Raw genomic sequence first — 21,747 nt, forward strand, 5'->3', positions numbered from 1 at the left:
ATCTATTTTTTATTCCCGCTTGGTATCAAAACTCCATGTTTGGGACTAAATAATAACGCTAACAAAAATAATCCCGAAACTACCAAAACAATTGCTGGCCCAGAAGGCAAATTATAATAGTAGCTGAGATACATCCCGCTAATACTAGAAATTACGCCAATTACCGCACCCAAAATCATTACTTGGTTGAGACGTTTCACTAGTAAATAAGCAGTGGCTCCTGGTGTAATCAAAAGTGAAAGAACTAAAATTACGCCTACAGTTGTCATGCTAGCGACAATTGTTAAAGCAATCAATAGCATCAATCCAAAGTTAAGCAAATTGACTGGCAAACCTGCCGCTTGAGCGCCTAATGGGTCAAAGGTGTAAAATAAAAGTTCTTTGTATATCAAAAAAACTACTGTGAGAACAATAGCTGCGATAATCGCAGTATGGCGCACTTCATCAACAGTAACGCTGAGAATATTGCCAAATAAAAAGTGATTCAGGTCGATTTTGTTATCTTTTTGAATCACAGTAATTAAAGTGATACCAAGGGCAAAGAACGCCGAAAAAACTATGCCCATTGCCGCATCTTCTTTGATTGGCGATCGCACTCTAATCCAGGCGATGGCCATTGTACTGACAACTCCGGCAATAAACGCCCCGATATATATATTGGCTCCCAACATAAAAGCGATCGCTAGCCCTGGCAAAACCGAATGACTGATTGCATCGCCCAGCAATGCCAATCGCTGCACCATCAAATAACTACCAACCACCGCACACAACAAACCAACTAAAATCGCGATCGCCAGCGCCCGCTGCATAAAGCCGGAGCTTAACGGCTCAATTAACGCTTCTAACATATTTTGTCACTAGTCATTAGTCATTGGTCATCGGGCATTAGTTATCCTCCATCTCCCCATCTCCGCACCTCCCCATCTCCCCATCTATGCCGCATCAGAAAAGTACATTACTTTACCGCCATAAGCAAGATTGAGATTTTGTTCTGTGAGTACTTGTTGGCGGGAACCTGTGGCCACTAGTTCGCGATTTAGTAATATTAAGTCATCAAAATGAGCGATGGATTCTCCTAAATCGTGGTTGACTACTAGGACGATTTTGCTATCGGCTGCGAGTTCATGAAAAACTTCAAAAATAACTGATTGCGTTTTTTGATCGATGCCTACCAAAGGTTCATCAAAACAGAAAATTTCTGCTTGCTGGGTTAAAGCACGAGCTAAAAATACCCGCTGTTGCTGTCCTCCTGATAATTGTCCGATGGGGCGATCGCAATATTCAATCATGCCAACTCTTTGGAGGGCATTTTTGGCTACCTGACGACTAACTGATGAGAAGCTACGCAACCATCCTGTTTTCTTCACCCTTCCCATCATCACTACATCCCAAACGGTAGCGGGGTAAGTCCAGTCAATTTGGCTACGCTGTGGTACGTATGCAACTCGATCTAATTGTTGCATTAAGGGTTTACCCTGATATAGTACTGTGCCACTAGTTACTGGAACTAAGCCCAACATTGACTTCATCAACGTACTTTTGCCTGCACCGTTGGGGCCAAAAATACCCGTCAGTCTTCCTGGTTTGATAATACAGTTAACGTCCCTTAAGGCTTCTTGCGTGCGGTAATGTACCCCTACATGGGCGATGTTAATTGCTGCTGTGGAACTCATATCAGAAGCCTTGATAGTTTTTGCCGATAATTCTGGCGTATTTACTGGAAAGAAAGGAAATTTAGCTGTAAAAGGGACGTTTTTCATAACTGCTTTTAAATATTCATTTCTTGAGCTTACTATAAAAATGAGAGAAATATGAAAAAATCTATAAATAGATGTAATATCCGAGATAAATGAAACTAATACCACAGACAGAAGGCAGTAACCTTGGTAGCAAGGTGATTAGCAACACGAACAAGAAAAAAATTCTTTTGCGGGTTTGTTTGGGAATGCTTGTGCCTTTGGCTTTATTTAGTTGTACCGAGAAAGACTCTAACCGCGACACTGCCAAGGGAGAGAGTCAGCCACGAGTGGTTGCAACTAGCACTATCATTGCCGATTTGGCACAAGAGGTTGGAAGAGACGAAATTCAAGTAGGTGGAATACTTAAACCGGGTGCCGATCCGCATGTTTACGAACCAGTACCAGCAGACACTAGGGTTTTGGAACAAGCGGATTTAATTTTATATAACGGCTACAACCTAGAACCGGGATTGATTAAGTTAATGAATGCTTCTGGTGAAAAGGCACGGAAGTTAGCGGTGGGGGAAGCTGTTAAATCTTTGCAGTTAGACAAAGGCAAAGGCCAAGTCGTGCCAGATCCTCATGTTTGGGGTAGTGCGGAAAATGCGATCGCCATGACTAATGCCATTCGAGATGCTTTGATTGAATTATCGCCTGAAGATAAAGAAGAATTGACTAAAAATGCATTGCAACTGACTAATGAATTAAAACAGTTGCATAGCTGGATTAATCAACAGATTCAAACTATCCCACCAGATAAACGCAGACTAATCACAACTCACGATGCATTCCAATATTATGGACGTGCTTATGGAATTGCGATCGCAGGTACTTTAATAGGCATTAGTACTGAAGAACAGCCAAGCGCACAAACAGTCAAGCGATTAGTAGAGTCAGTTAAAAAAATCGGCGTTCCCGCAATTTTCGCTGAAACTACAATTAACCCAGCTTTGATTAAAACCGTTGCCCAAGAAGCAGGAGTGAAATTAGCACCAAATCAACTTTATTCTGATTCAATTGGTGCAAAAGGAAGTGATGGAGATTCCTACATCAAGATGATGGAGGCAAATACCCGTACCATCGTAGAAGCATTGGGGGGAAAATATACACCCTTTAATCCTAAGAAGTAAATTAGTTATTTCTAAAGTCAGAGGTTTATAAATAACCTCTGAATTAATATCTAACTTAAGACATGTAGTTTTCAAATCTATTCTTAAACTCTTTCTAGAGAAAGAACTCTTTATGGCTTTGATTTCCTAGAGTGTTACTAGTAGCACATTTATTAGTACCTGAAAAAGCCATGACTGATAATAAACATGAAAAAAATCAAATTAATCAACCAGTAAGCGAAGATTGGCATTCTCGTAAAGAGCCGACTGCAAAAGAAAGAAACTTAACTGCAAATCCTGGAGATAAAATTGATGACTCTCAATCAGTTGAAGAAAAGGCTCAACAGGTTGCTGTAGATTCACCAGACATCACAGGAGACCATATTACAGTACCCACCTACTTCGTTGTGGATGAACCCGACGGTGAAAAGAAAGCACTCCACCACGTTAAAGATGCTGAAGAAATTTCCGACGTAATTCGTCAAGCGAGAGTTGACGAAAATGGAAATCGAGTTTGGTGGTAGTCGGCCATTGAAAAAACGAGGGGATTGGGAATTGTAGAGACGCGATTAATCGCGTCTCTACAAGATTTAGGAATTCTCCCCACCTCCCTACCTCTGCGTTATCCTATCTTTTTGTTTTATATTATTTGGAAATTCTCCAAGGATGGGCTGTAATGGGAAATATTACAACTTCCAAAGAATTAACATCTTGGAGTACGGCAGAAATTAAAAATCATATTATAGAACTTGTTAAAGGCCGGGATTTAGACCCATTAAAAGCCAAAGTAGAATTTTATCAAAATGAATTAGCGCCATATTGTGCAGAATTAAGTCAACGTAACCCCTTTTTGAAAGTTGCAGAACAAGTAGCGATCGCTATTGGAGTTTGGGTGCCGATATGGTCTACTATTCCTTTTCAAGACATTTTACCTGGTAGGATACACGAGCAGTCTTACCAAATTTTTCATAATGATGGATACTATGCCAATATAGCCCGTTATGCACCAGGACATCAGTCTGGTTTTTGGCGAAAATTTGTATCAAAACTACCAGCTTATGACTTAATGATATTGCAACAGTATTCAGTTGAAAATGAGCAATGGAATATTAAAAATGTTGGCATATTTCAGGCATTGGCGAATCGAGAAGTTCCGTTAAGTATTGAGGATGCAGACAACTGGTTTACAAAAAATGTCGAATCTAAATTGAAAAAATTATCCTCAAAGATAGATTTACAGCAAGAAATAGACTTAGAAAATATGGACAGAAATACTGTCAAAAAGTTTGAAAAAGCCTACCTAGCTACTTCTTTTCTAGAACATTTATATATAGATAATGACTTTCGATTGGTTAAAAGTCGGCGAGAAGCTAAACAGCGATCGAGTTATACAATTGCTGTTCGCAGAGGTTGAACTAAATTGCGGTATGAATCCAGATGTAGAGACGTTGCAATGCAACGTCTCTACATGAATTTTGATATCATACACAATCGTTCATTTAGAACATTCTCGACTCAATAGCAACTCCCCATTTTTGGTTCGATATAATCCTTGCGGTTCGATAATTTGGTCGCCTTTCTTCCAGGAAACGGATGTAGTTTCGACACCTCTCACTTCTCCAGTTGTGTAGGTAGAAACCGAAACACTAGGACGACTATTGGACAAACCGCCAGAACCTATGACGGTAAAAGAGTTTTCTTGTCGCTTCATACCGCGTGAAATGCAACTATTGGCGATAAGTGCGTTGGTATCGATGAATGAGAATAATTCGGTGAAGCTGTTTTGGATGAAACTATTGTCAGGTATGTTGATGTCGATCTCACCTGCAACCCCTTGTTCCGAACTGGCGGTAATATCGCTTTTTTCGGTTGGTTTTGGACGCGACTCAATACCGAAGATACCTTGCGAATTAATTTTGACGTTTCCACCTGTTCCTGTAAAAGCATTGGCTGTAATGTCACTGTTTTCTTGAGGAATGGCGATGATAAATCTGGAATTGATATCGATGTTACCACCATCGCCACTTGATTGGGCTGTACCTGCGGTGGTGGAAATTTCGCTACCGCCGCGCAATAGTAAAAGACCGTCGATAGTTAAATTAATATTTCCACCATTACCAGAGTTGGTTATTGCTGCAATAAATCCTTGATTGTTAAGAGTTGCGGAATCAGAATTAATATTAATATCCCCGGCTTTCCCTTGTCCTACACTGCTTGAACTGATTAACCCGCGATTTAAAAATAAAGAACTTGTTGTTAGGTTAATATTACCTCCATTGCCTACACCTTCTCGATTGACTGCACTAAAAATGCCGCTAGAAAAACCTGTGGTGCCAACAGCGTCAATTAAAATGCGATCGCTTGCATCAATGGTAATATTACCCGCATTACCTGTAGAAGAAGTACTAGCATTGACTATTCCACCATTGGTTAATGTTAGCGTCCCTGTTTTAACCTGAATATTTCCACTATTCCCGCTTCCAGCAGCAAAGGTATATGCCCCACTTAGCACATTTTCACCATTGCTTCCGTCAAAGGTAACGGCATCGCGCGTATCGATAAAGATATTACCACCATTACCTGGACTACCACTAAAAGCGCCGAGTATAGCACCATTTTTTAGAAATAATTCTCTGGCGTTGATGCGGATATTCCCAGCGTTACCCGTGCTAGTCCTTCCCGCATCACTGCCTACGTCAGTAGCTAAACCATTTTTTCCACCATCAAGAGTTACTGTATCACGGGCTTTGATGGTGATATTACCTCCATTTCCCTGTCCACCTGTGCTTCCAGAAATGGTTGCACCGTTGGTAACGGAAAGTGACCCTGTTGTAATTTCAATGTCACCTCCTTTACCTTCACCATTTAGTAAGGAACTGAATAAACCGCTACTTATATCAAGTTTGCCAACATTATAAGTTACATCCTTTAAGACACCATCAATTATGACGGTATCACGAGCATTAATGGTGATATTTCCACCATTACCCTTTCCTTCAGAAACTGGGGAAGATATCCTACCACCATTTGTTAAGAACAGTGAGCCTGTTTCAATTTGAATATTTCCGGCATTACTATTGAATGCTTCCGTATCAACGCCACTATATGATAAACCACTACCAGCAACTCCATTAATAGTAATAGTATTGCCAACATTTAGAAAAATATTACCTCCATTTCCTTGTCCGCCGTTGATAGAATTTAGTCGTCCGCCATCTTTAAGTAATAAATTACTCGCCGTGATGCGAATATCACCACCATTACCTATTGCGTTAATAACACCTTCAGTTGACACTATACTGCCATTTTTTGCCCTACCTCCAAAACCTGAAAACGTTATATTATCGCGGGCATTAATAGTAATATTCCCTCCATTACCAACACCAGCAGTAAAGCTAGATATTCCAGCACCATTAGTAACAGAAAGCGAACCTGTGGTAACTTGAATGTTTCCTGCATTCCCGACACCTCCAATATTTAAATTGCTTTTTAAACCACTGGACTGATCGTAATCCAAGTCATTCAGGAAAAACTTCCCCGCGTCAATGAAAACGCCATCTAGCTTGACATTACCAGAGGCTTCAATGGTAATATTTCCAGCATTACCTCGCCCTAATACATTTGTTGATATTTGACTACCGTTAGTTAACGAGAGGAAACCTGTTTTCAGATAAATATTTCCTCCGTTACCTACTCCTACCCCCTCATTAAAAACATCACTACTAGCGGTGCTATTAGTATCAAAGACTATGTTATTCAAGGCGTTAATGCTGATATTCCCACCGTTTCCTTTGCCACTTGTACCGCTACTAATAAAGGCTCCATTGGTAATTTTTAGGGTACTTGTTGTGATTTGAATATTACCTGCGTTACCTTCAGCAGTGGGTTGCACATCATTAATAATCCGGCTAAAAATATTACCGCTATTACCATCTAATGAAATATTATTACGAGCATTAATGATGATATTACCAGAATTACCTTTACCATAAATGTTACCTTGAATTTCCGAACCATCATTTATTTCTAAATAATTGGTATTAAGCGTAACGTTACCACCATTACCTATAGCGTTTTCATTTACCTTGACAACAATTCCGTTAGCTTCCTCTGGTCTTGAGTTACGAAAACTGATATCACCTTGAGCATTAATATTTACATTTCCTGCATTGCCTTGTCCGTAGAGATTAGCATTAATTAGTCCAGTCTTTTCTAACGTCAATGTCCCAGTTGTAATATTGATATCGCCAGCATTACCAAATGCTCCTTCTTGCACTACGTTAGCGATCCCACTTTCATCTATTAATGTTGTATCTGCTGTAGCATTAATACCAATATCTCCACCTTTACTATTTGGCGTACCTAAACCTGTATCTATTCCTGCTCTTAATATACTTCCCGCAACTAAATTTACATTTCGAGCCTGAATTGTGATATTCCCACCACCCGCACCGCGAACATTAACTTCTGCACCATTACTCAGCGAAACATCGGCGCGTTCTACATTTTCAGGTATTACTAAACCAAAATTATCACCTGCAATATTTAATCCTACATTTCCCGGTGCAGCCAAACCTGCTAACTCAACATTCCCCCCATAAGCGCGAATTCCACCACCATCAATATTGATGTTTCCACCAACAAGCAGCAAACTTTTACCATCAGCAACTCGCAAACCCGTAACATCATCACCGATAGGATTAACACCTGCGGGTGCTTGGGATTGATTGATAATTCCTCCATTTGCTTGGATTTGATTAAATAGCAATACTGAAGGATTAATCGTCAACAGTGGTGCTGCTTGGGGATTTGTAGCACTAAAAACACCTTGATTGCCAAACTGTACAGCGTTGGCTGTTGTCCCCACAAATGAACCTTGCACATCTAAACTGGCATTTTCACCAAACACAATTCCATTGGGATTTATCAAAAATATATTAGGATTAGAACTACCAAATGTACCCAGCGTCCCCAATATTTCTGAATGGTTATTACCTGTTACTCGTGCCAAAATATTTTGAATATTTGCGCTAGGACTGAAGAAATAAGCCCCACGTCCCTCGCTAATATTAAATTCTTGAAAGCTGTGAAAAAGATTGATTTGGCGAGTTGCACCACCTGTAATTACTTCTATCGGTAGCCCCTGAAAATTATCTATAACTTGAGAAGACTCAGCGCCAAGTGTGTTATCGGGTACGATATTGCTTTGCTGCGCTTGGGTTTTAGGAGTGAAGAGACTGATACTTAGCCAGCCTAGCAACCCTGGCAATGCGAACTGCAAACACCTGTTTAATCCGTATTTTCTCGTCATTAGGGCGGTTTGATATGGATTACTTGAGTATCTAATAAAACTACGCCTGTTAGACGACAGACAAGCAGATATTTATCAATTGTGCAGTTTTCTGCAATCTGGCATTGCATTTTGGTTTTTGAGGAGTGCGATCGCTAAGCTAGACTAAATAAGTTTGCTTTTAGCCTAATAAGCGCTTAAGTTGCTTGTAAACTTGGTCATCATTACGCTTTCCCACTAAAATAACCTCAACCAAATCCGCATCAGCATCAAAGCGGTAAACAATGCGGTATTCTCCAGAATCTACACGATAGTACCCTGCATAACCAGCCAATTCCTTGTAATCTGCTGGTAAAGGGTCAATATTCAAAGACATTACTTTTTTGGCAATTTGAGCAGCAATTTTAGGCTGTAATCCTTTGAGAAAATCAAGAACTGTTTCCAGACCATCGAGTTTGGGCATCTTATCAGGTATCATCAAGCGCAGCCAAACGCTTGAGTTCTGCTGTAAAAGTTTCTGTACCAACCATACGGGAGTTAGAGAGTGCAGTTTGAGCTTGTTGACCTATAATTAAATCTTCCAATTGAGCAAGTCGGTTGATTAATTGCTCGTAATTTTCGGCGGACATAATCACGTAACTAGGTTGGGATTCTTCTGTTAGTAAAACAGGCTCAATAGCAGCTTGGTTTAAAACTTCACTATGAGTATTTTGGATTTCTGTAACAGAAAAGCGCTGCATTATAACAACTTTCCCAAAAAATTCTAACTATATCGTAACGCGCAAGGCGCAAATGGGTGGTAATCCAACCCAAGCACCTACCTGAAAAATCTTCCCCTGTGAGTATTTCATAGAGCAAAGGATGATAGGCACAAGTCACGGAAAATTCTTGATGCAAAGCCGCTTCCGCTCAATTGTTCAGTATTTACCCAGAGACAAGAGCCACCACTTCAGCATATTTTCATTAAAAATATTTTTTAGTACCCAAAGATTAAAATTTCTAAGAAGTCTTGATTTACACCTTTGACATTCAAGTATATAACTCCAATAATCTTATTACGTAAAAATTCGGAATTATATAGAAATCTGACTTGCCTCTTGCTAAGTATACTGAGAGCTAAAACCTGTCATGGCTAGCTCTGAGTCAGCTTGGCTTGGAAAAAATCAAATTGATTTTTATATAAACTGGCATTAACAGGGTTGTAATATGCTTTTCTTTAATTCAAAACCAAGCTTAAAAATCAGTCAAAAAAATAAAAATCCAAGTTTTTATACAACTCAAAAAAACATAATACTACTCATTGCATATTTAATTACTTTACCAATTTTTACTTTGATAACTTTATCCTTCTTAGTGCCATTATTGTCTGTATTCACTATTAATTTATCTACTTCCGCAGGAAACTTTCATCACTCTACATCAATTCCTTGGATAGATGATGCATCTGAATGCGAAGATACTGGCAGAGACTGGCGCGATCGCAAGTGTTGGGATAACGAACACAGTCCCATGTTCTAAGCCAATTTGCTTTTCGGATAAATTTCCCTCTTTCTTATCGAACTGGAATGAAGATCGCAAATTCTGTACCTTGACCGGGAGAAGACTTGCATTCGATAGAACCGCCGTGTTTTTCTACTATAATTTGGTGGGCGATCGCCAATCCTAACCCCGTCCCTTTTCCTACAGCTTTCGTAGTAAATAGATGGTCAAATATTTTTTGTTTAACTGACTCGCTTATTCCCCGACCATTATCAGCAATGGCAATTTTAACAAAATTATTTTCCACTGAAGTGGTAATTGCAATGCAGTTGGGATTGGCTTTAATATCCTCAAAACTGCGTCCGGTATTTGATTCTTCTAAAGCGTCGATGGCATTAGCTAAAATATTCATAAACACCTGATTTAATTGTCCAGGAAAACATTCAATTTGCGGTAAATTTCCATATTTTGCGATCGTTTCAATTGCTGGGCGTTGTTCGTTAGCTTTGAGGCGATGCTTCAAAATTAAAATTGTGCTATCGATGCCTTCATGAATATTAAATGTCACTTTGTAATCTTTATCAGCACGAGAAAAAGTGCGGAGACTGGTACTAATATTTTTTAATCTCTCGCAAGCTATTGTCATGGAATCAAGCATTTTTGGCAAGTCTTGTAAACTATATTCCAAGTCAATTTCTTCGGCATGGTCGATAATATCGTCGCTTTTGTTGGGGAAACTTTCTTGATAGAGTTTTAAGTGTTCAACAATATCGGCAACAGTGGGTTTAGCTTGTTTAATACTGGCAGCGATAAAACCCAAAGGATTATTCATTTCGTGAGCCACACCAGCAACTAAATTGCCCAAAGCAGACATTTTCTCACTTTGAATCATTTTTAATTGTGCTTGTTGGAGGTTTTGTAAAGCAGTTTCTAGCTCTTGGGCTTTTTGTTGAAGTTGGGCTTCGGCAAGTTTGCGTAAGCGAAGTTCTTCGTAGACATCGGTCATATCGTCTGCCAGGGAAGCAACTCCAATTATCTCGCCATCCGCAGTCACAAGCGGACTATTATACCAAGCACAAATAATAATTTTGCCATCCTTTGTTATATTCTCATTGATGTTATAATAACCGCCCTTCTGCGATATGATATCGCCGCTAACTTCCTCTAATTGTGCTTGAATCGTTTGAGGAACGATGAATTGGAAATGATGACCCAAAGCCTCCTGTTTAGTGTAGCCAAACATGCGTTCTGCTGCTGGGTTCCAGTCAGTAACCTGAAAATTGTTATCCCACTCGATCACTGCTAGTGGAGTTTGTTGAACTAATAGTTGGAGTCTTTGTTGGGATGTTCGCAGTTGGTTTTCAGCTTGTTTGGTTTCGCTAATATCTAATAAGAATCCATCCCAAACTACAGTTCCATCTGCTTTTTGTTCGATTCGAGCTTGGGCGTGAATCCATTTCATAATCCCAGATGGTGTAATAATTCGCCCCGACCACTCAAAAGGAGTTAGGGTTTGCATCGAATTAATGACACACTGCTGGTAACTTGCGGCATCATCTGGATGCATTGTTTCTATGAGCAACTGCACATTAGCGATCGCTTGTTCGGCTGTGATTTCGTATAGTTCATAACATTCTCCACTGATGTAAGTGAGAGACATTGCACCATCAGCAGATATCTGGTACTGATAAACAATCCCAGGAACATTATCTACAAGTTTCTCAAAGCGAGAGTTACTCGTACTCAATTCGGCAAGCGATCGCTCTAACTTTTGGGCATATTCTAAGGAACGTTCGTAAAGTCGGGCATTTTCTAGGGAAATGGCGGCTTGGGTGCAAATAAAATTCAATAGTTCAACGCGATCGCTGGTAAACGCTCCCTTTGCTAAATTATTTTCTAGATATAAAATCCCCATCAATTTCCCTTGATGCAAAATCGGACTGCACAAGATACTCTTAGGCTGCTGGCGAGCAATATACGGGTCACTGGCTAAGGTAGGATCTGCCATCGCATCCACCAAGACAACAGTCTGTTTGTTGTGCTTGACTTTGTAAATCAGCTTCAAGGGAATTTCCTGGCTGTCTTCAATGGGAAGCCGCTGCAACACGACTGGCTCTGTTCCCTGGATAATTGAGCCTTTAATTAACAAGCGATTGTCTCGCAACAGCATTAACACGCATTTATCAGCCCCTGCATCTTCGATGACGATAGAAAGCAACGATGACAGCAGTTTTTCAAGTTCGATTTCACCTGAAATAGTTTGGGAAGCTTTGAGAATAGCTTTTAAATCTAGGATATGTGAGACACTGCTGCTGGAACTGCCTGAAGAGGTGCATGTAACACTCTCAAATGGGAAGATAGTTTCGTTAATGGAAAGGGGAGAACGGATTTGCTGTAATATCGGCGCAAGTAGTTGGGGATAGCGTCTTTCTAAGTCAGCGACTTTGGCTTTTGCACCCCAGCGAGCATAGGCGTAGTAGGCTTGAGTAATATACTCCTGAGCAATCCGCTCCTTACCCCATTCGATGTAAAACTTTGCTGCTAGTTCGTTGGCGAGTGCTTCAATTTGGGTATAGTGATTTTCTTTGGCTGCGGTAATGGCAGCATCGTAAGAAGCGATCGCCTCTGCGTAGTTACCAGAAACTCTGGCCATTTCAGCCGCAACCAACAGCGATTGATGCAAAAAGTTCTCCGGACAGGTTTGCGTCCAGGTTTCTAGAACCTGCCGATGCTGCTGCATTACATCCCAGTAGTGCTGCTGATTCTCTGGTGTTGCTTGTGGATAAAGTGCGGCTAAACTAAGCGGGTAATAGAAGTGAAATAGAATGATGGGAAACAGACCAAGATTAGAAGCCAGGGTTTTTTCAGCAATAGCAGCAACTTCCACGGCATCGGCATAGCGACCATACAAGTACAATAGCTGGATTTTCAAGAAGCAATACCAATTGATACCGGCTTCAAAATTATTCTTGTGCCAAATATCGAGGCAGAGAATGTGGCGATCGCTCTGATTAACCAGTAAATCGGGTTCTGCCAACAAACCTTGCAAGTGTAAAACAAATTCCTGCTGTAGGTAAAATGTATGCGTCATATTGACGTTATTTACTTGTTGCACGTAGCTCAAGTATTTCTCGGTTTCCGCATACACCTCTAATAAGTAATCGCCCTTCAAGAGCATTGTCCAAATCAGACATATTACTGCCCAGATACCAAACCCAATGTCACCTGTTTCATAACTGGCCTGAAGAGATTGTTGGTAAACTGCTAGGTTTTCCACCAGCGGCCTATTGTAAGGATTGATTGTATGACCAAAAACGTTATTGGTTTTAGGAATGAACTTGGTGCTATTGAAATGGCGATCGAGTTTTCGCCCCAACGCCCCAAATTCATAAGCACTTCGATAGTCTCCCTGAATTGTGAGCATCATCCCATACAAACAGTAAGCACAGCCCGAACTTTCGGCATTGCCATAGGTTAATGAAGTACGAACCATTAACAGGATGCTCAGAATTGTTAGTGCTTGATTGCCACCGACATAAGCAGCCCCCCAGAGATCGGGCAGGATTGACATACATACTTTTTTCGCCGGATCGGTCATCTCAGGCAGATCGAATACATCTGCGGGTTGCACGGTTTCCAATTTGGCATGGATCTCCTGGAGTGTGGTGGCAATCAGCGCTTGCTGACCTTCTTCGGTTGCCGGAATGCTCATGCCCATAACGCTCAAGGCGCTCAGTGCAGCCTCATAAGCTGCGGGTAGATTGACTCCCTGATTGGATCTCAGAGCTAGTTGCAGCCCATAAATCTCTGCTAGATCGAATTTATTTTCAGTGTATTGTAATGCCTGATGAAAAAGCCGTTCTGCTTCGGCAAAGCGTCCTGTAATGTATTCGCACTCTGCACATTCCCGATAAAGCTTAAATGTAAGGTTGTAGGCAGCCTGCCAGCTATCTTCGGGAAGCATTTCCATGCCGATAGCACAGTATTTAATGGCTGCTTTATAAGCTGTGGAAACTTTTGCTTTTTTGCCAGCAATCAGATTCAACTGAGCTAACTCATAGCGATCGCTGATTCCATCGATTAGAGCAATTCCATTGTTCAACTGATTAACAATATCAAAAATATTCAGTTCTACAGCTTCAGGTGCAGTATTTTTTAACAATAATTGCCCAATTTTGAGATGAGTGGCTTGCTTTTGGCCGTCAGGAATCAGAGAATAAGCAGCTTGCTGGACGCGATCGTGTATAAATTTGTATGTAACAGTCTCTTGATTTTTTAGAGTACTTGCTTGAGTTTCTTGTCCAACATAAAACTTATAAATATCACCAATTGGTAAAATCAACCCTTCTTGTAATGCTTTCCACAAACTAGCAGCCGTTTCAATTTGTGATTGTTCCGAAACAATCGCTAAAGTTGCTAAATCAAACTGATTGCCGATACAAGCACCTAACTGCAATATCTGTTGAGTTGATGGCGGTAGTTTTCGTAATTGCAATGCCATAAAGGCAACAACGTCATCTGTAACCGCTTGAGTAGTCACTTGTGCAATGTCAAATTGCCACCCTCCCATAGCCCCCCCTTGATAAGGGGGGGTTGGGGGGGTGAATTGAATGAGATTTTCTTGATGTAATGCTTTGAGAAACTGGGTTGCAAAAAACGGATTTCCTTTGGTTTTCTGATAAATCAATACAGAAAGATTCCATGCCAAATCTTCTTTACATTTTAGGGTATCTGCAACTAAATTATTTACTTGGACTTGACTCAATGGTGCTAAAGTAATCGTATTAATCGTTGCTTGTGATTTGCTAATTTCATCCAAAGTCAATATTAATGGATGCGATGCTTGGACTTCGTTATCGCGATATGCACCAATAATGAAAAGATGGCTGGCATCAACCATTAATAGCTGCATTAAATTTAGTGATGCCGAATCCGCCCATTGCAAATCATCTAAAAAGATGACTAACGGATGATCGGCACTGGCAAAGACTTGAGTAAAATTTTGAAACAATAAATTAAATCGAGTTTGTGCTGCCATTCCTGATAACTCTATGGCAGATGGTTGTTGACCAATAATTATTTCTAGTTCTGGTATGACTTCAATGATTACCCGTCCATTTTCTCCAACAGCATCTAATATTTTTTCTTTCCATTGCTGAATCTGGGCATCACTTTCTGTTAACAATTGTCCCATTAAATCGCGGAAAGCTTGCACAAAGGCACTAAAGGGAATATTCCTTTGAAATTGGTCGAATTTGCCTTTGATGAAATAACCGCGTTGCCGAACAATGGGTTTATGGACTTCGTTGACGACTGCGGTTTTTCCAATGCCGGAAAACCCAGCTACCAGCATCATTTCTGTTGTCCCAAGGCTGACTCGCTCAAATGCTTCCAGGAGGCTTGATACTTCGGTTTCTCTGCCATAGAGTTTATCAGGAATGATGAAGCGATCGCACACATCCCTGCACCCAATTTCAAAACTCTCAATCGAACCTGTTTCTCTTAGCTGCTGTAAACAATTTTCTAAATCAAATCTCAATCCGAAAGCACTTTGATATCTATCTTCAGCATTCTTCGCCATTAATTTCATGACGATCTCTGAAATTACTTGCGGAATCTCTTTCTTGTTCGCTAAGGCAATTGGCATTTTGGCAATATGACAATGCAGCAATTCCATTGCATCGTTGGCTGTAAATGGTAATTCTCCGATAAGTAATTCGTAAAAAGTTACGCCCAAAGAATAAAAATCAGTGCGATAGTCAATCCCCCGATTCATTCTGCCTGTCTGTTCTGGAGAAATATAAGCCAGCGTCCCTTCTAGCCCATTGGGATTGACAAGAGCTTGAGTTTCTCTTGCTAGTAGTGATGCAATACTAAAGTCAATTAATTTAACTTGTTTAGTTTCGGGATTAATTAATATATTGCTGGGTTTAATATCTTTATGAATAATCCGTTCGCGGTAGAGTATATCTAAGGTGTTGGAGAGAGCGATCGCAATTTCTAAAAATTCATCTATAGATCCAACATTATTGTTAGCAAAATAATCTTTAAGGGAAATTCCCCCACAGTCTTCCATCACTAACATATAGCCATTTTGGTAAGGTTCGAGGCTATAGGTTTGGATGATTCCGGGATAGTTGAGATTTTTGGCGATAGTATATTGATTGCGAAATTGTACAAGTTCGCTAAAACTAGGATAAGGATTCTTCAGCAGCTTAATAACCACTGGTAATGAATCAATCTCTCGAACAGCCCGATAAACTACCGTTCTGGAACCATCATAAAGTTTTTCGCTCAGGTCATATCCAGGAATGTTAATCATAAATGCCAAATCTTCAACACCAAATTTAGTATTCCCAAATTCAGATTTGATTTGGGAATGGCTAGATTGCTTGTGCAAAAAATTTAGTATTATTTTTGTAAAAACCAACTAATGTGTATCTATTAGAGTGCAATACTTGTCGGGTTTTGGGAAAAAGGGGAAGGGGAAAGAAAAAACCTTTAACCTTTACCCTTTAACCTTTTCCCAAACCCAATGCCGAGTTAAAAATGGTTAACCGAGCAGTATTGTATTGGAGTGTTACTCTAAGAACTTTAAAGATATTAGGATAGACATAGCCTTTTATTCTCTTCCTTCATTGGAGGGCGAGCATCAGTTGAGCATGAATACTGAGTATGAAAATATATCAAAAAAACATGCTCAAAGGGTGAAAGTAGAGTAAATGAGCATTAAAAGAGCATTAGAGAGTGAAGGCTGAAAGTATTAGGTAATATGTCGAGTTCGCGTAACCTGCAAGAAACTCACTTAAACCGTGCCCGCGCTAGTCTCAGACAGGCGCTATCTTGGTATGGATATCTTCGTAAATCAGGACAGCTTTCATCTAACCCAGAATTGGCAGGTTTGCTGAAACCAGAATTAGAAACTCTTAACTCCACACTCAACAAACTAGACTCTAACGTGATTAGAATTGCCGCCTTTGGTTTGGTGAGTCGTGGTAAGTCAGCAGTTTTAAATGCTTTGCTGGGAGACAAGATTCTCCAAACTGGCCCCTTGAATGGTGTCACCCAATGGCCTCGTTCGGTACGCTGGCAACCAGGAAATAAAGTATTAGTAGAGTTAATCGATACACCCGGATTAGATGAAATTGAGGGTGAGTCACGGGCAGACATGGCACGAGAAGTTGTGCGTCAAGCCGATTTGATTTTGTTTGTCGTGTCTGGCGATATCACGCGCACTGAGTATCAAGCATTGCTGGAATTAAGGCGATCGCAAAAACCCTTGATTTTGGTGTTTAACAAAATAGACCTGTATCCAGATACAGACAAAGCCGCGATTTACGACAATTTGCAACAATTGGGCGCGGGACATTCCCCAGCAAAACCCCTACTACCAGATGAAATTGTTATGGTGGCGGCCGAACCAGCACCAATGGAAGTGCGGGTTGAATGGCCTGATGGTCGCGTCACCTATGAATGGGAAACACCACCACCCCAAGTTGACGAACTCAAGCAGACAATTTTAAATATCCTCAATCGCGAAGGGCGATCGCTTTTAGCTTTAAATGCACTCGTCCAAGCACGAGACGCAGAAGAGTCCATCGCCCAAAAAACCATCGACTTACGCCAACAAGAAGCCGAAGACATCATCTGGCAATTTACCAAATACAAAGCTTTGGCAGTAGCCTTAAATCCCATCGCCTTTTTAGATATCCTTGGCGGAACTGTTGCCGATTTGGCTTTAATTCGCGCTTTGGCACGCTTGTATGGCTTACCCATGACTAGTTATGAAGCAGGGAAAATTCTCAAAACGATTTTATTGAGTTCTGGTGGCTTACTTTTGGGAGAATTAGGTAGTAGCTTGCTGTTAGGTTTGGGCAAGAGTACAGCTGCCATCGCCAGTGGTGACAATCCCACAAATATTACAGCTTTTGCTGGTAGTGCGATCGCCCAAGCTGGTGTCGCCGGTTATGGTGCATACTCCGTTGGCAAAGCCGCTCAAGTCTATCTAGAAAAAGGCTGCACCTGGGGACAGTTGGGTGCTAGCAGCGTCATTCAAGAAATTCTCTCTCAAGTTGACCAAAACACAATTCTGTATCGTTTGCAACAAGAATTAGGCATGAAGTATTGAGAATAAATAATAATTGTTTCTCATTTGTTGCCCTTTATAAGCGTTTATCAACTTCTATCAAACTCTTCTGACAATCGATACTCAATTTCCGATCCCCGTGCAAGATTTAGAACATGACCATCTTTGCTAGTGGCTGCAACTAATAGAAAATGCCATAGCTTTTTCTAGCAAAGATCGCCAGAGGGTTATCCTCACTCAAGTTTGCCCAAATGATGACGGTGTTTACACCACTTGATTTTGGCAAGCATATCTAAACTGTAAATGTGAGCTTTCTAAGGTCATTAGAATCTCTACCGTTGATTTATATCTCTGAAAACATAAGGTGACGATATGACAACAACCTTAAACGTAAATCAAGCTACTGTAGCTACAACTCTTGAGCAAACCATTTTAGAAGCCATTAGTGAAGCTCGTACAACCTGTGAGTTAAATGGTAGCGATTCTGCTAATTGCGCCGTAGCTTGGGATATCGTTGAAGAATTGCAAGCTGAAAAATCTCATCAACATCAAGCAAAACAAAACAAAACCTCTTTGGATAACTACTGCGATCGCCATCCTGATTCTGTAGAGTGTCTAATATACGACGTTTAGGAAGAAAGAATTCAGGAGTCAGAATTCAGTATGAATTCTGTATGACTGATAAATATGTAAGTTTTAATCTCCACTAAATCTTTCGCGCAGCATTCCGCAGTCAAGATTTAGTGGTTTTCAATTTATTCTGAATTCTGAATTCTGACTTCTGATTTCTTCTTCAACTTTTCCGCAAATCAACTGTTGCTGATTGCACGACGTTTTTAATGGCCTCTAAATCAAGCGATGATGTTTCACTTTCCATTGCCAACCATAGAAGAAATTCGATATTTCCAGCCGGGCCAGTAATCGGCGACCAAGTTAAGCCTTTGTATTTCCACCCTAATTTTTGAGCCGCTTGCGATACTTGGAAAATAGCATCAGCTTGGTCGTTAGGATCGCGCACAACTCCTTTTTTCCCCACACGAGATCTACCGACTTCAAACTGTGGCTTAACTAACAATATAGCTTCCCGGCTAGGTTGAGTTAGCTCCCATAAAGCAGGTAGAATTTTAGTTAAGGAAATAAACGACACATCCACCACCGCCAAATCAGGAATCGGATCGTTTTCACCATACAAATCATTTGGCCGTAGCTGTCGTAAATTGGTGCGTTCGCGCAAAATTACCCGCGAATCATTTCTTAAGAGCCAGTCAACTTGTCCATAACCGACATCAATACCGTAAACTAGTTTCGCCCCAGCTTGCAACAAACAATCGGTAAAGCCACCCGTAGAAATTCCACCATCTAAACAAACGCGTCCAGCCACGGGAATGGCAAACACTGTCAAAGCTTTGGAGAGTTTTTCACCACCTCTAGAAACAAAAGGCGATCGCTCTTTAATATTTATTTGAGCCGTAATATCAACTTCTGTACCAGGTTTATCAACTAAGACCTGATTAACAGTAACTTCCCCCGCCTGAATTAACCTCTGTGCCAAAGCGCGAGAAGAACATAAATTTAAATCTACTAATAATGTATCGAGTCGTTGTTTAACCAATTGACACCGAAGTAAAGGGGACTGGCGACTGGGGATTAGGGATTGGGTGCCAAATCTAAAATACAAATTGCTAACTATTATAACTTGATTCTTCTGGTAATATTAAGCTTAAAGCACTATTAAGAATTTCTTCAGCATTAATCAGCTTTTCTAACTCTTGGACTTCATAACGTCCTTCTTCCACTTCTAGAGAAGCCTCATCAATAGCATTTAAATAAGCTTCTTCTAAAGTTTCCCTTAATTCTTCTTGTGTGAGATAATAACCACCAGCTTTACGCCGCTTATTTTCTCGCTGAATTTCCCGAATTGAATTCCGAATTGAGACTTCCCAAGAGCGAGTCGTGCGATTTTCAGCTTGTTGTTTAATTAGATGTAACAAGAGAATCACTGCATAGCTACGAATCGTCTTGATTATGTCATTTCGGCTCATTTCCTCTAATTCTTCCACTATCAGCAAAGCTGCTTGAATATCGCCTTGAACAAGCAAGTCTTTCAAAGTTAATAATTCTTCCATAATCACCGCGTCAAACATCGGCAACTTCCATAGCAATCTTAAATCATTGGCGAAAAGTTAGATCCCCGACTTGTTTAAGAAGTGGGGGATGTAGAGTTGGACAAGTCAAGACTTTTCGCCAAATCCCAAATGTTACAAGTTCTGCTAAATAATGCTACTGTCTGAGGACTGAATTTTACAAATAAAATGTTAACTTTTAGCCTAAAAGTTATATTTTTTTGTCAAAATCAACACCTTTTTGTTTTTTGTTTCTAAGATGAAACTTAATATGCTGAATTGGAAAGTTATTTACAAAATTTTGTGAAGGCGCAGGAATCAAATTACTGCATTCAATTCAAACCTGATATTTAAAACAGGAGATGGGCTAACATGGCACAGCAAAATGCTGCCCGACTTTTTGAAGCCGTCAAGCGAGATCAAGCATTACAAGAGAAGCTCAAAGCAACAGCTAATCCCGAAGCTTTTATCAAGATTGCTCGCGAACGTGGCTATGAATTCACCCCTGAAGAACTAGACAGAGAAATCGACAAATTGTCAGAAGAAGATTTAGCCAACATCGTCAATCCAGGATGGGGAACTAGACGCCACCTTAATCCTAGATGATTCCTACTTTAGAAAACTTAAAGTATAGGAACAACTGAATTTTCTAAGTAAGTTATAAATCAAAAAAATAGCATGGTTGTTGAGTATCAACAGCTATGTTATTTTTTTAGGATTTACGCACTGAAGCCTGAAACCTCGATCCCCCCTAGACCCTTAAAAAGTGGGGAATTTCTAAAGCCCCCTTTTTAAGGCAGGGCTGTTTCATTCTACAAGTGCAAGTATTTTGTCAATGTTATGAGAGAGAAATCTTTGGGCAATTGTGATGGAAGCAGAACCATTTCGACGAAGTATATTAAGAGCGCTCGCTCGCATAATTGAAAGATTTGCAGGAGCCTTAGCCATACTTATAGTTGAATTATCTTCATTCAAAACTACATCCTGAAACGGCAGTCACCTCAAGTCGGGAAACCCGCCCACAGCGCTGCCTCCCCAATGGAGGCGATTTTCGATACCCCAATGTCCGCGAATACCATGAGGAAATTCTTTCGCTGTGCCAACTATACTACTGATATAACAGACAACCTGGCGATATGCTTTACGCGTGCGGGTTCCGACTCTTTCAACCCCGATTAAAGACTTAATACCCGTCCAGTGGGAATCGATCGAAGTCAAATCATCAAAAACTTCGACGGTACGTGTTGTAAACTGATTTCTAGTTTTTTCAGTTTCGATATGACGGCTGACTGGCTTTTTGAGTGCAGCAATGCGTTTAATATGACGATGTAATATTGGCTGGTTATCTTTAACAGCGATGGCATAGTCGTTGCCACTACTGATAATTAGCTTGCAAGTTTTTTCTGACAATGCAACGAATCAAAGCTAAATACCGCGGCTTTTATATCCAATGTTGTAATTAAATTTTGTACGATTAGAATTTCACTTTCTTTTTTGTTGTCATGGTGTCATCTGAAAATAGTCAGATGAGCAGAAGTACAAAATTCTACTAGGAATTTCTTATGGTACTTGAAGGTGCGATCGCCGAGGAAGTCATCACAAACAATCTCAAACAATTTCTGTTGGTACTTTCGGTGTCTTTGGGTGTAGCGACACTACCGCAGATATTTAGCTAGTTTCGCCAGATACCTTACACTTTACTATTGGTGATTGTTGGCTTAGGGTTGGCATTTGTCGATGTTCGTTTGGTGGTTCTTTCGCCCAAATTAATTTTATTTATTTTTTTGCCACCGCTGTTGTTTGAAGCTGCATGGAATTTGAAATGGTCGGAACTGAAGCGGGAGTTAGTACCAATTTGCTTGTATGCAATTTTGGGCGTAGTGATAACAATAGCAGGTGTGGCGATCGCGTAACGCACCAC

At 40.4% G+C, this 21,747-nt stretch carries 16 protein-coding genes and 1 pseudogene; 8 read left to right on the top strand and 9 right to left on the bottom strand.

What is annotated here, in order from left to right:
• Nucleotides 1–2: 2 nt before the first annotated feature.
• Together NSTC745_RS09325 and NSTC745_RS09330 are read right to left on the bottom strand one after the other, a co-directional pair.
• Complete coding sequence (locus NSTC745_RS09325; protein WP_096534908.1) at nt 3–848, bottom strand: metal ABC transporter permease; 846 nt, start codon at nt 846–848, stop codon at nt 3–5.
• A gap of 84 nt (nt 849–932) precedes the next feature.
• Nucleotides 933–1,760, bottom strand: coding sequence for a metal ABC transporter ATP-binding protein (locus NSTC745_RS09330; protein ID WP_445636899.1), 828 nt, complete (start codon nt 1,758–1,760; stop codon nt 933–935).
• 185 nt (nt 1,761–1,945) lie between these two features.
• Between NSTC745_RS09330 and NSTC745_RS09335 the strand changes: the two genes are divergently transcribed.
• From NSTC745_RS09335 to NSTC745_RS09345, 3 genes are all read left to right on the top strand, one after another.
• A complete protein-coding gene (locus NSTC745_RS09335; RefSeq protein ID WP_445638564.1) occupies nt 1,946–2,869 on the top strand; it encodes a metal ABC transporter substrate-binding protein in 924 nt (307 codons plus the stop codon).
• A 170-nt stretch (nt 2,870–3,039) separates the two neighbouring features.
• Nucleotides 3,040–3,372 carry a hypothetical protein gene (locus NSTC745_RS09340; RefSeq protein WP_445636900.1) on the top strand — a complete coding sequence of 111 codons (333 nt, stop codon included), beginning with the start codon at nt 3,040–3,042 and terminating at the stop codon, nt 3,370–3,372.
• Nucleotides 3,373–3,524: 152 nt separating this feature from the next.
• Entirely contained in the window at nt 3,525–4,262 is a 738-nt protein-coding gene (locus tag NSTC745_RS09345) for a hypothetical protein (RefSeq protein WP_445636901.1), read from the top strand.
• Between the two features lie 81 nt (nt 4,263–4,343).
• Here the strand turns inward: NSTC745_RS09345 and NSTC745_RS09350 are convergent, their stop codons facing one another.
• The 3 genes from NSTC745_RS09350 to NSTC745_RS09360 all read right to left on the bottom strand — a co-directional run bounded on the left by NSTC745_RS09350 (nt 4,344) and on the right by NSTC745_RS09360 (nt 8,878).
• Nucleotides 4,344–8,159: a beta strand repeat-containing protein gene (locus NSTC745_RS09350; protein ID WP_445636902.1), complete on the bottom strand. Its 3,816-nt coding sequence runs from the start codon at nt 8,157–8,159 to the stop codon at nt 4,344–4,346.
• A 160-nt stretch (nt 8,160–8,319) separates the two neighbouring features.
• Nucleotides 8,320–8,601, bottom strand: coding sequence for a type II toxin-antitoxin system RelE family toxin (locus NSTC745_RS09355; protein WP_445638565.1), 282 nt, complete (start codon nt 8,599–8,601; stop codon nt 8,320–8,322).
• A 4-nt stretch (nt 8,602–8,605) separates the two neighbouring features.
• The gene (locus tag NSTC745_RS09360; RefSeq protein WP_445636903.1) at nt 8,606–8,878 is read right to left on the bottom strand and encodes a type II toxin-antitoxin system prevent-host-death family antitoxin; all 273 of its coding nucleotides are present in this window, start codon (nt 8,876–8,878) and stop codon (nt 8,606–8,608) included.
• Between the two features lie 592 nt (nt 8,879–9,470).
• On the opposite strand from NSTC745_RS09360, the gene NSTC745_RS09365 reads away from it, so the two are divergent.
• Complete coding sequence (locus NSTC745_RS09365; protein ID WP_445636904.1) at nt 9,471–9,656, top strand: hypothetical protein; 186 nt, start codon at nt 9,471–9,473, stop codon at nt 9,654–9,656.
• A gap of 34 nt (nt 9,657–9,690) precedes the next feature.
• Here the strand turns inward: NSTC745_RS09365 and NSTC745_RS09370 are convergent, their stop codons facing one another.
• Nucleotides 9,691–15,939, bottom strand: coding sequence for an ATP-binding sensor histidine kinase (locus NSTC745_RS09370; protein WP_445636905.1), 6,249 nt, complete (start codon nt 15,937–15,939; stop codon nt 9,691–9,693).
• 450 nt (nt 15,940–16,389) lie between these two features.
• Between NSTC745_RS09370 and NSTC745_RS09375 the strand changes: the two genes are divergently transcribed.
• Both NSTC745_RS09375 and NSTC745_RS09380 read left to right on the top strand, forming a co-directional pair.
• Nucleotides 16,390–17,745 (top strand): GTP-binding protein, encoded by a 1,356-nt coding sequence (locus NSTC745_RS09375; protein ID WP_445636906.1) that lies wholly within the window; start codon nt 16,390–16,392, stop codon nt 17,743–17,745.
• A 330-nt stretch (nt 17,746–18,075) separates the two neighbouring features.
• Entirely contained in the window at nt 18,076–18,336 is a 261-nt protein-coding gene (locus tag NSTC745_RS09380) for a Calvin cycle protein CP12 (RefSeq protein ID WP_445636907.1), read from the top strand.
• A gap of 160 nt (nt 18,337–18,496) precedes the next feature.
• Here the strand turns inward: NSTC745_RS09380 and NSTC745_RS09385 are convergent, their stop codons facing one another.
• Together NSTC745_RS09385 and NSTC745_RS09390 are read right to left on the bottom strand one after the other, a co-directional pair.
• Nucleotides 18,497–19,315, bottom strand: coding sequence for a TlyA family RNA methyltransferase (locus NSTC745_RS09385; protein ID WP_445636908.1), 819 nt, complete (start codon nt 19,313–19,315; stop codon nt 18,497–18,499).
• Between the two features lie 70 nt (nt 19,316–19,385).
• Nucleotides 19,386–19,829, bottom strand: coding sequence for a DUF29 family protein (locus NSTC745_RS09390; protein ID WP_445638566.1), 444 nt, complete (start codon nt 19,827–19,829; stop codon nt 19,386–19,388).
• A 369-nt stretch (nt 19,830–20,198) separates the two neighbouring features.
• Here NSTC745_RS09390 and NSTC745_RS09395 point away from each other — a divergent pair, with 369 nt between their 5' ends.
• Nucleotides 20,199–20,432, top strand: a complete 234-nt coding sequence (locus tag NSTC745_RS09395) for a Nif11-like leader peptide family natural product precursor (RefSeq protein WP_445636909.1) — start codon at nt 20,199–20,201, stop codon at nt 20,430–20,432.
• A gap of 390 nt (nt 20,433–20,822) precedes the next feature.
• On the opposite strand, the gene NSTC745_RS09400 is transcribed toward NSTC745_RS09395, so the two are convergent.
• Complete coding sequence (locus tag NSTC745_RS09400; RefSeq protein ID WP_445636910.1) at nt 20,823–21,236, bottom strand: ISAs1 family transposase; 414 nt, start codon at nt 21,234–21,236, stop codon at nt 20,823–20,825.
• 152 nt (nt 21,237–21,388) lie between these two features.
• Here NSTC745_RS09400 and NSTC745_RS09405 point away from each other — a divergent pair.
• A pseudogene (locus tag NSTC745_RS09405) lies at nt 21,389–21,733 on the top strand (cation:proton antiporter domain-containing protein); the annotation flags it as partial.
• Nucleotides 21,734–21,747 lie beyond the last annotated feature (14 nt).

The sequence above is a fragment of the Nostoc sp. DSM 114161 genome (assembly GCF_052692665.1).

Bases quoted from the DNA above. Each gene is read 5' to 3' on its own strand.
- NSTC745_RS09325 (WP_096534908.1), bottom strand. From the start codon at position 848: ATGTTAGAAGCGTTAATTGAGCCGTTAAGCTCCGGCTTTATGCAGCGG.
- NSTC745_RS09330 (WP_445636899.1), bottom strand. From the start codon at position 1,760: ATGAAAAACGTCCCTTTTACAGCTAAATTTCCTTTCTTTCCAGTAAAT.
- NSTC745_RS09335 (WP_445638564.1), top strand. From the start codon at position 1,946: ATGCTTGTGCCTTTGGCTTTATTTAGTTGTACCGAGAAAGACTCTAAC.
- NSTC745_RS09340 (WP_445636900.1), top strand. From the start codon at position 3,040: ATGACTGATAATAAACATGAAAAAAATCAAATTAATCAACCAGTAAGC.
- NSTC745_RS09345 (WP_445636901.1), top strand. From the start codon at position 3,525: ATGGGAAATATTACAACTTCCAAAGAATTAACATCTTGGAGTACGGCA.
- NSTC745_RS09350 (WP_445636902.1), bottom strand. From the start codon at position 8,159: ATGACGAGAAAATACGGATTAAACAGGTGTTTGCAGTTCGCATTGCCA.
- NSTC745_RS09355 (WP_445638565.1), bottom strand. From the start codon at position 8,601: ATGCCCAAACTCGATGGTCTGGAAACAGTTCTTGATTTTCTCAAAGGA.
- NSTC745_RS09360 (WP_445636903.1), bottom strand. From the start codon at position 8,878: ATGCAGCGCTTTTCTGTTACAGAAATCCAAAATACTCATAGTGAAGTT.
- NSTC745_RS09370 (WP_445636905.1), bottom strand. From the start codon at position 15,939: ATGATTAACATTCCTGGATATGACCTGAGCGAAAAACTTTATGATGGT.
- NSTC745_RS09375 (WP_445636906.1), top strand. From the start codon at position 16,390: ATGTCGAGTTCGCGTAACCTGCAAGAAACTCACTTAAACCGTGCCCGC.
- NSTC745_RS09380 (WP_445636907.1), top strand. From the start codon at position 18,076: ATGACAACAACCTTAAACGTAAATCAAGCTACTGTAGCTACAACTCTT.
- NSTC745_RS09390 (WP_445638566.1), bottom strand. From the start codon at position 19,829: ATGGAAGAATTATTAACTTTGAAAGACTTGCTTGTTCAAGGCGATATT.
- NSTC745_RS09395 (WP_445636909.1), top strand. From the start codon at position 20,199: ATGGCACAGCAAAATGCTGCCCGACTTTTTGAAGCCGTCAAGCGAGAT.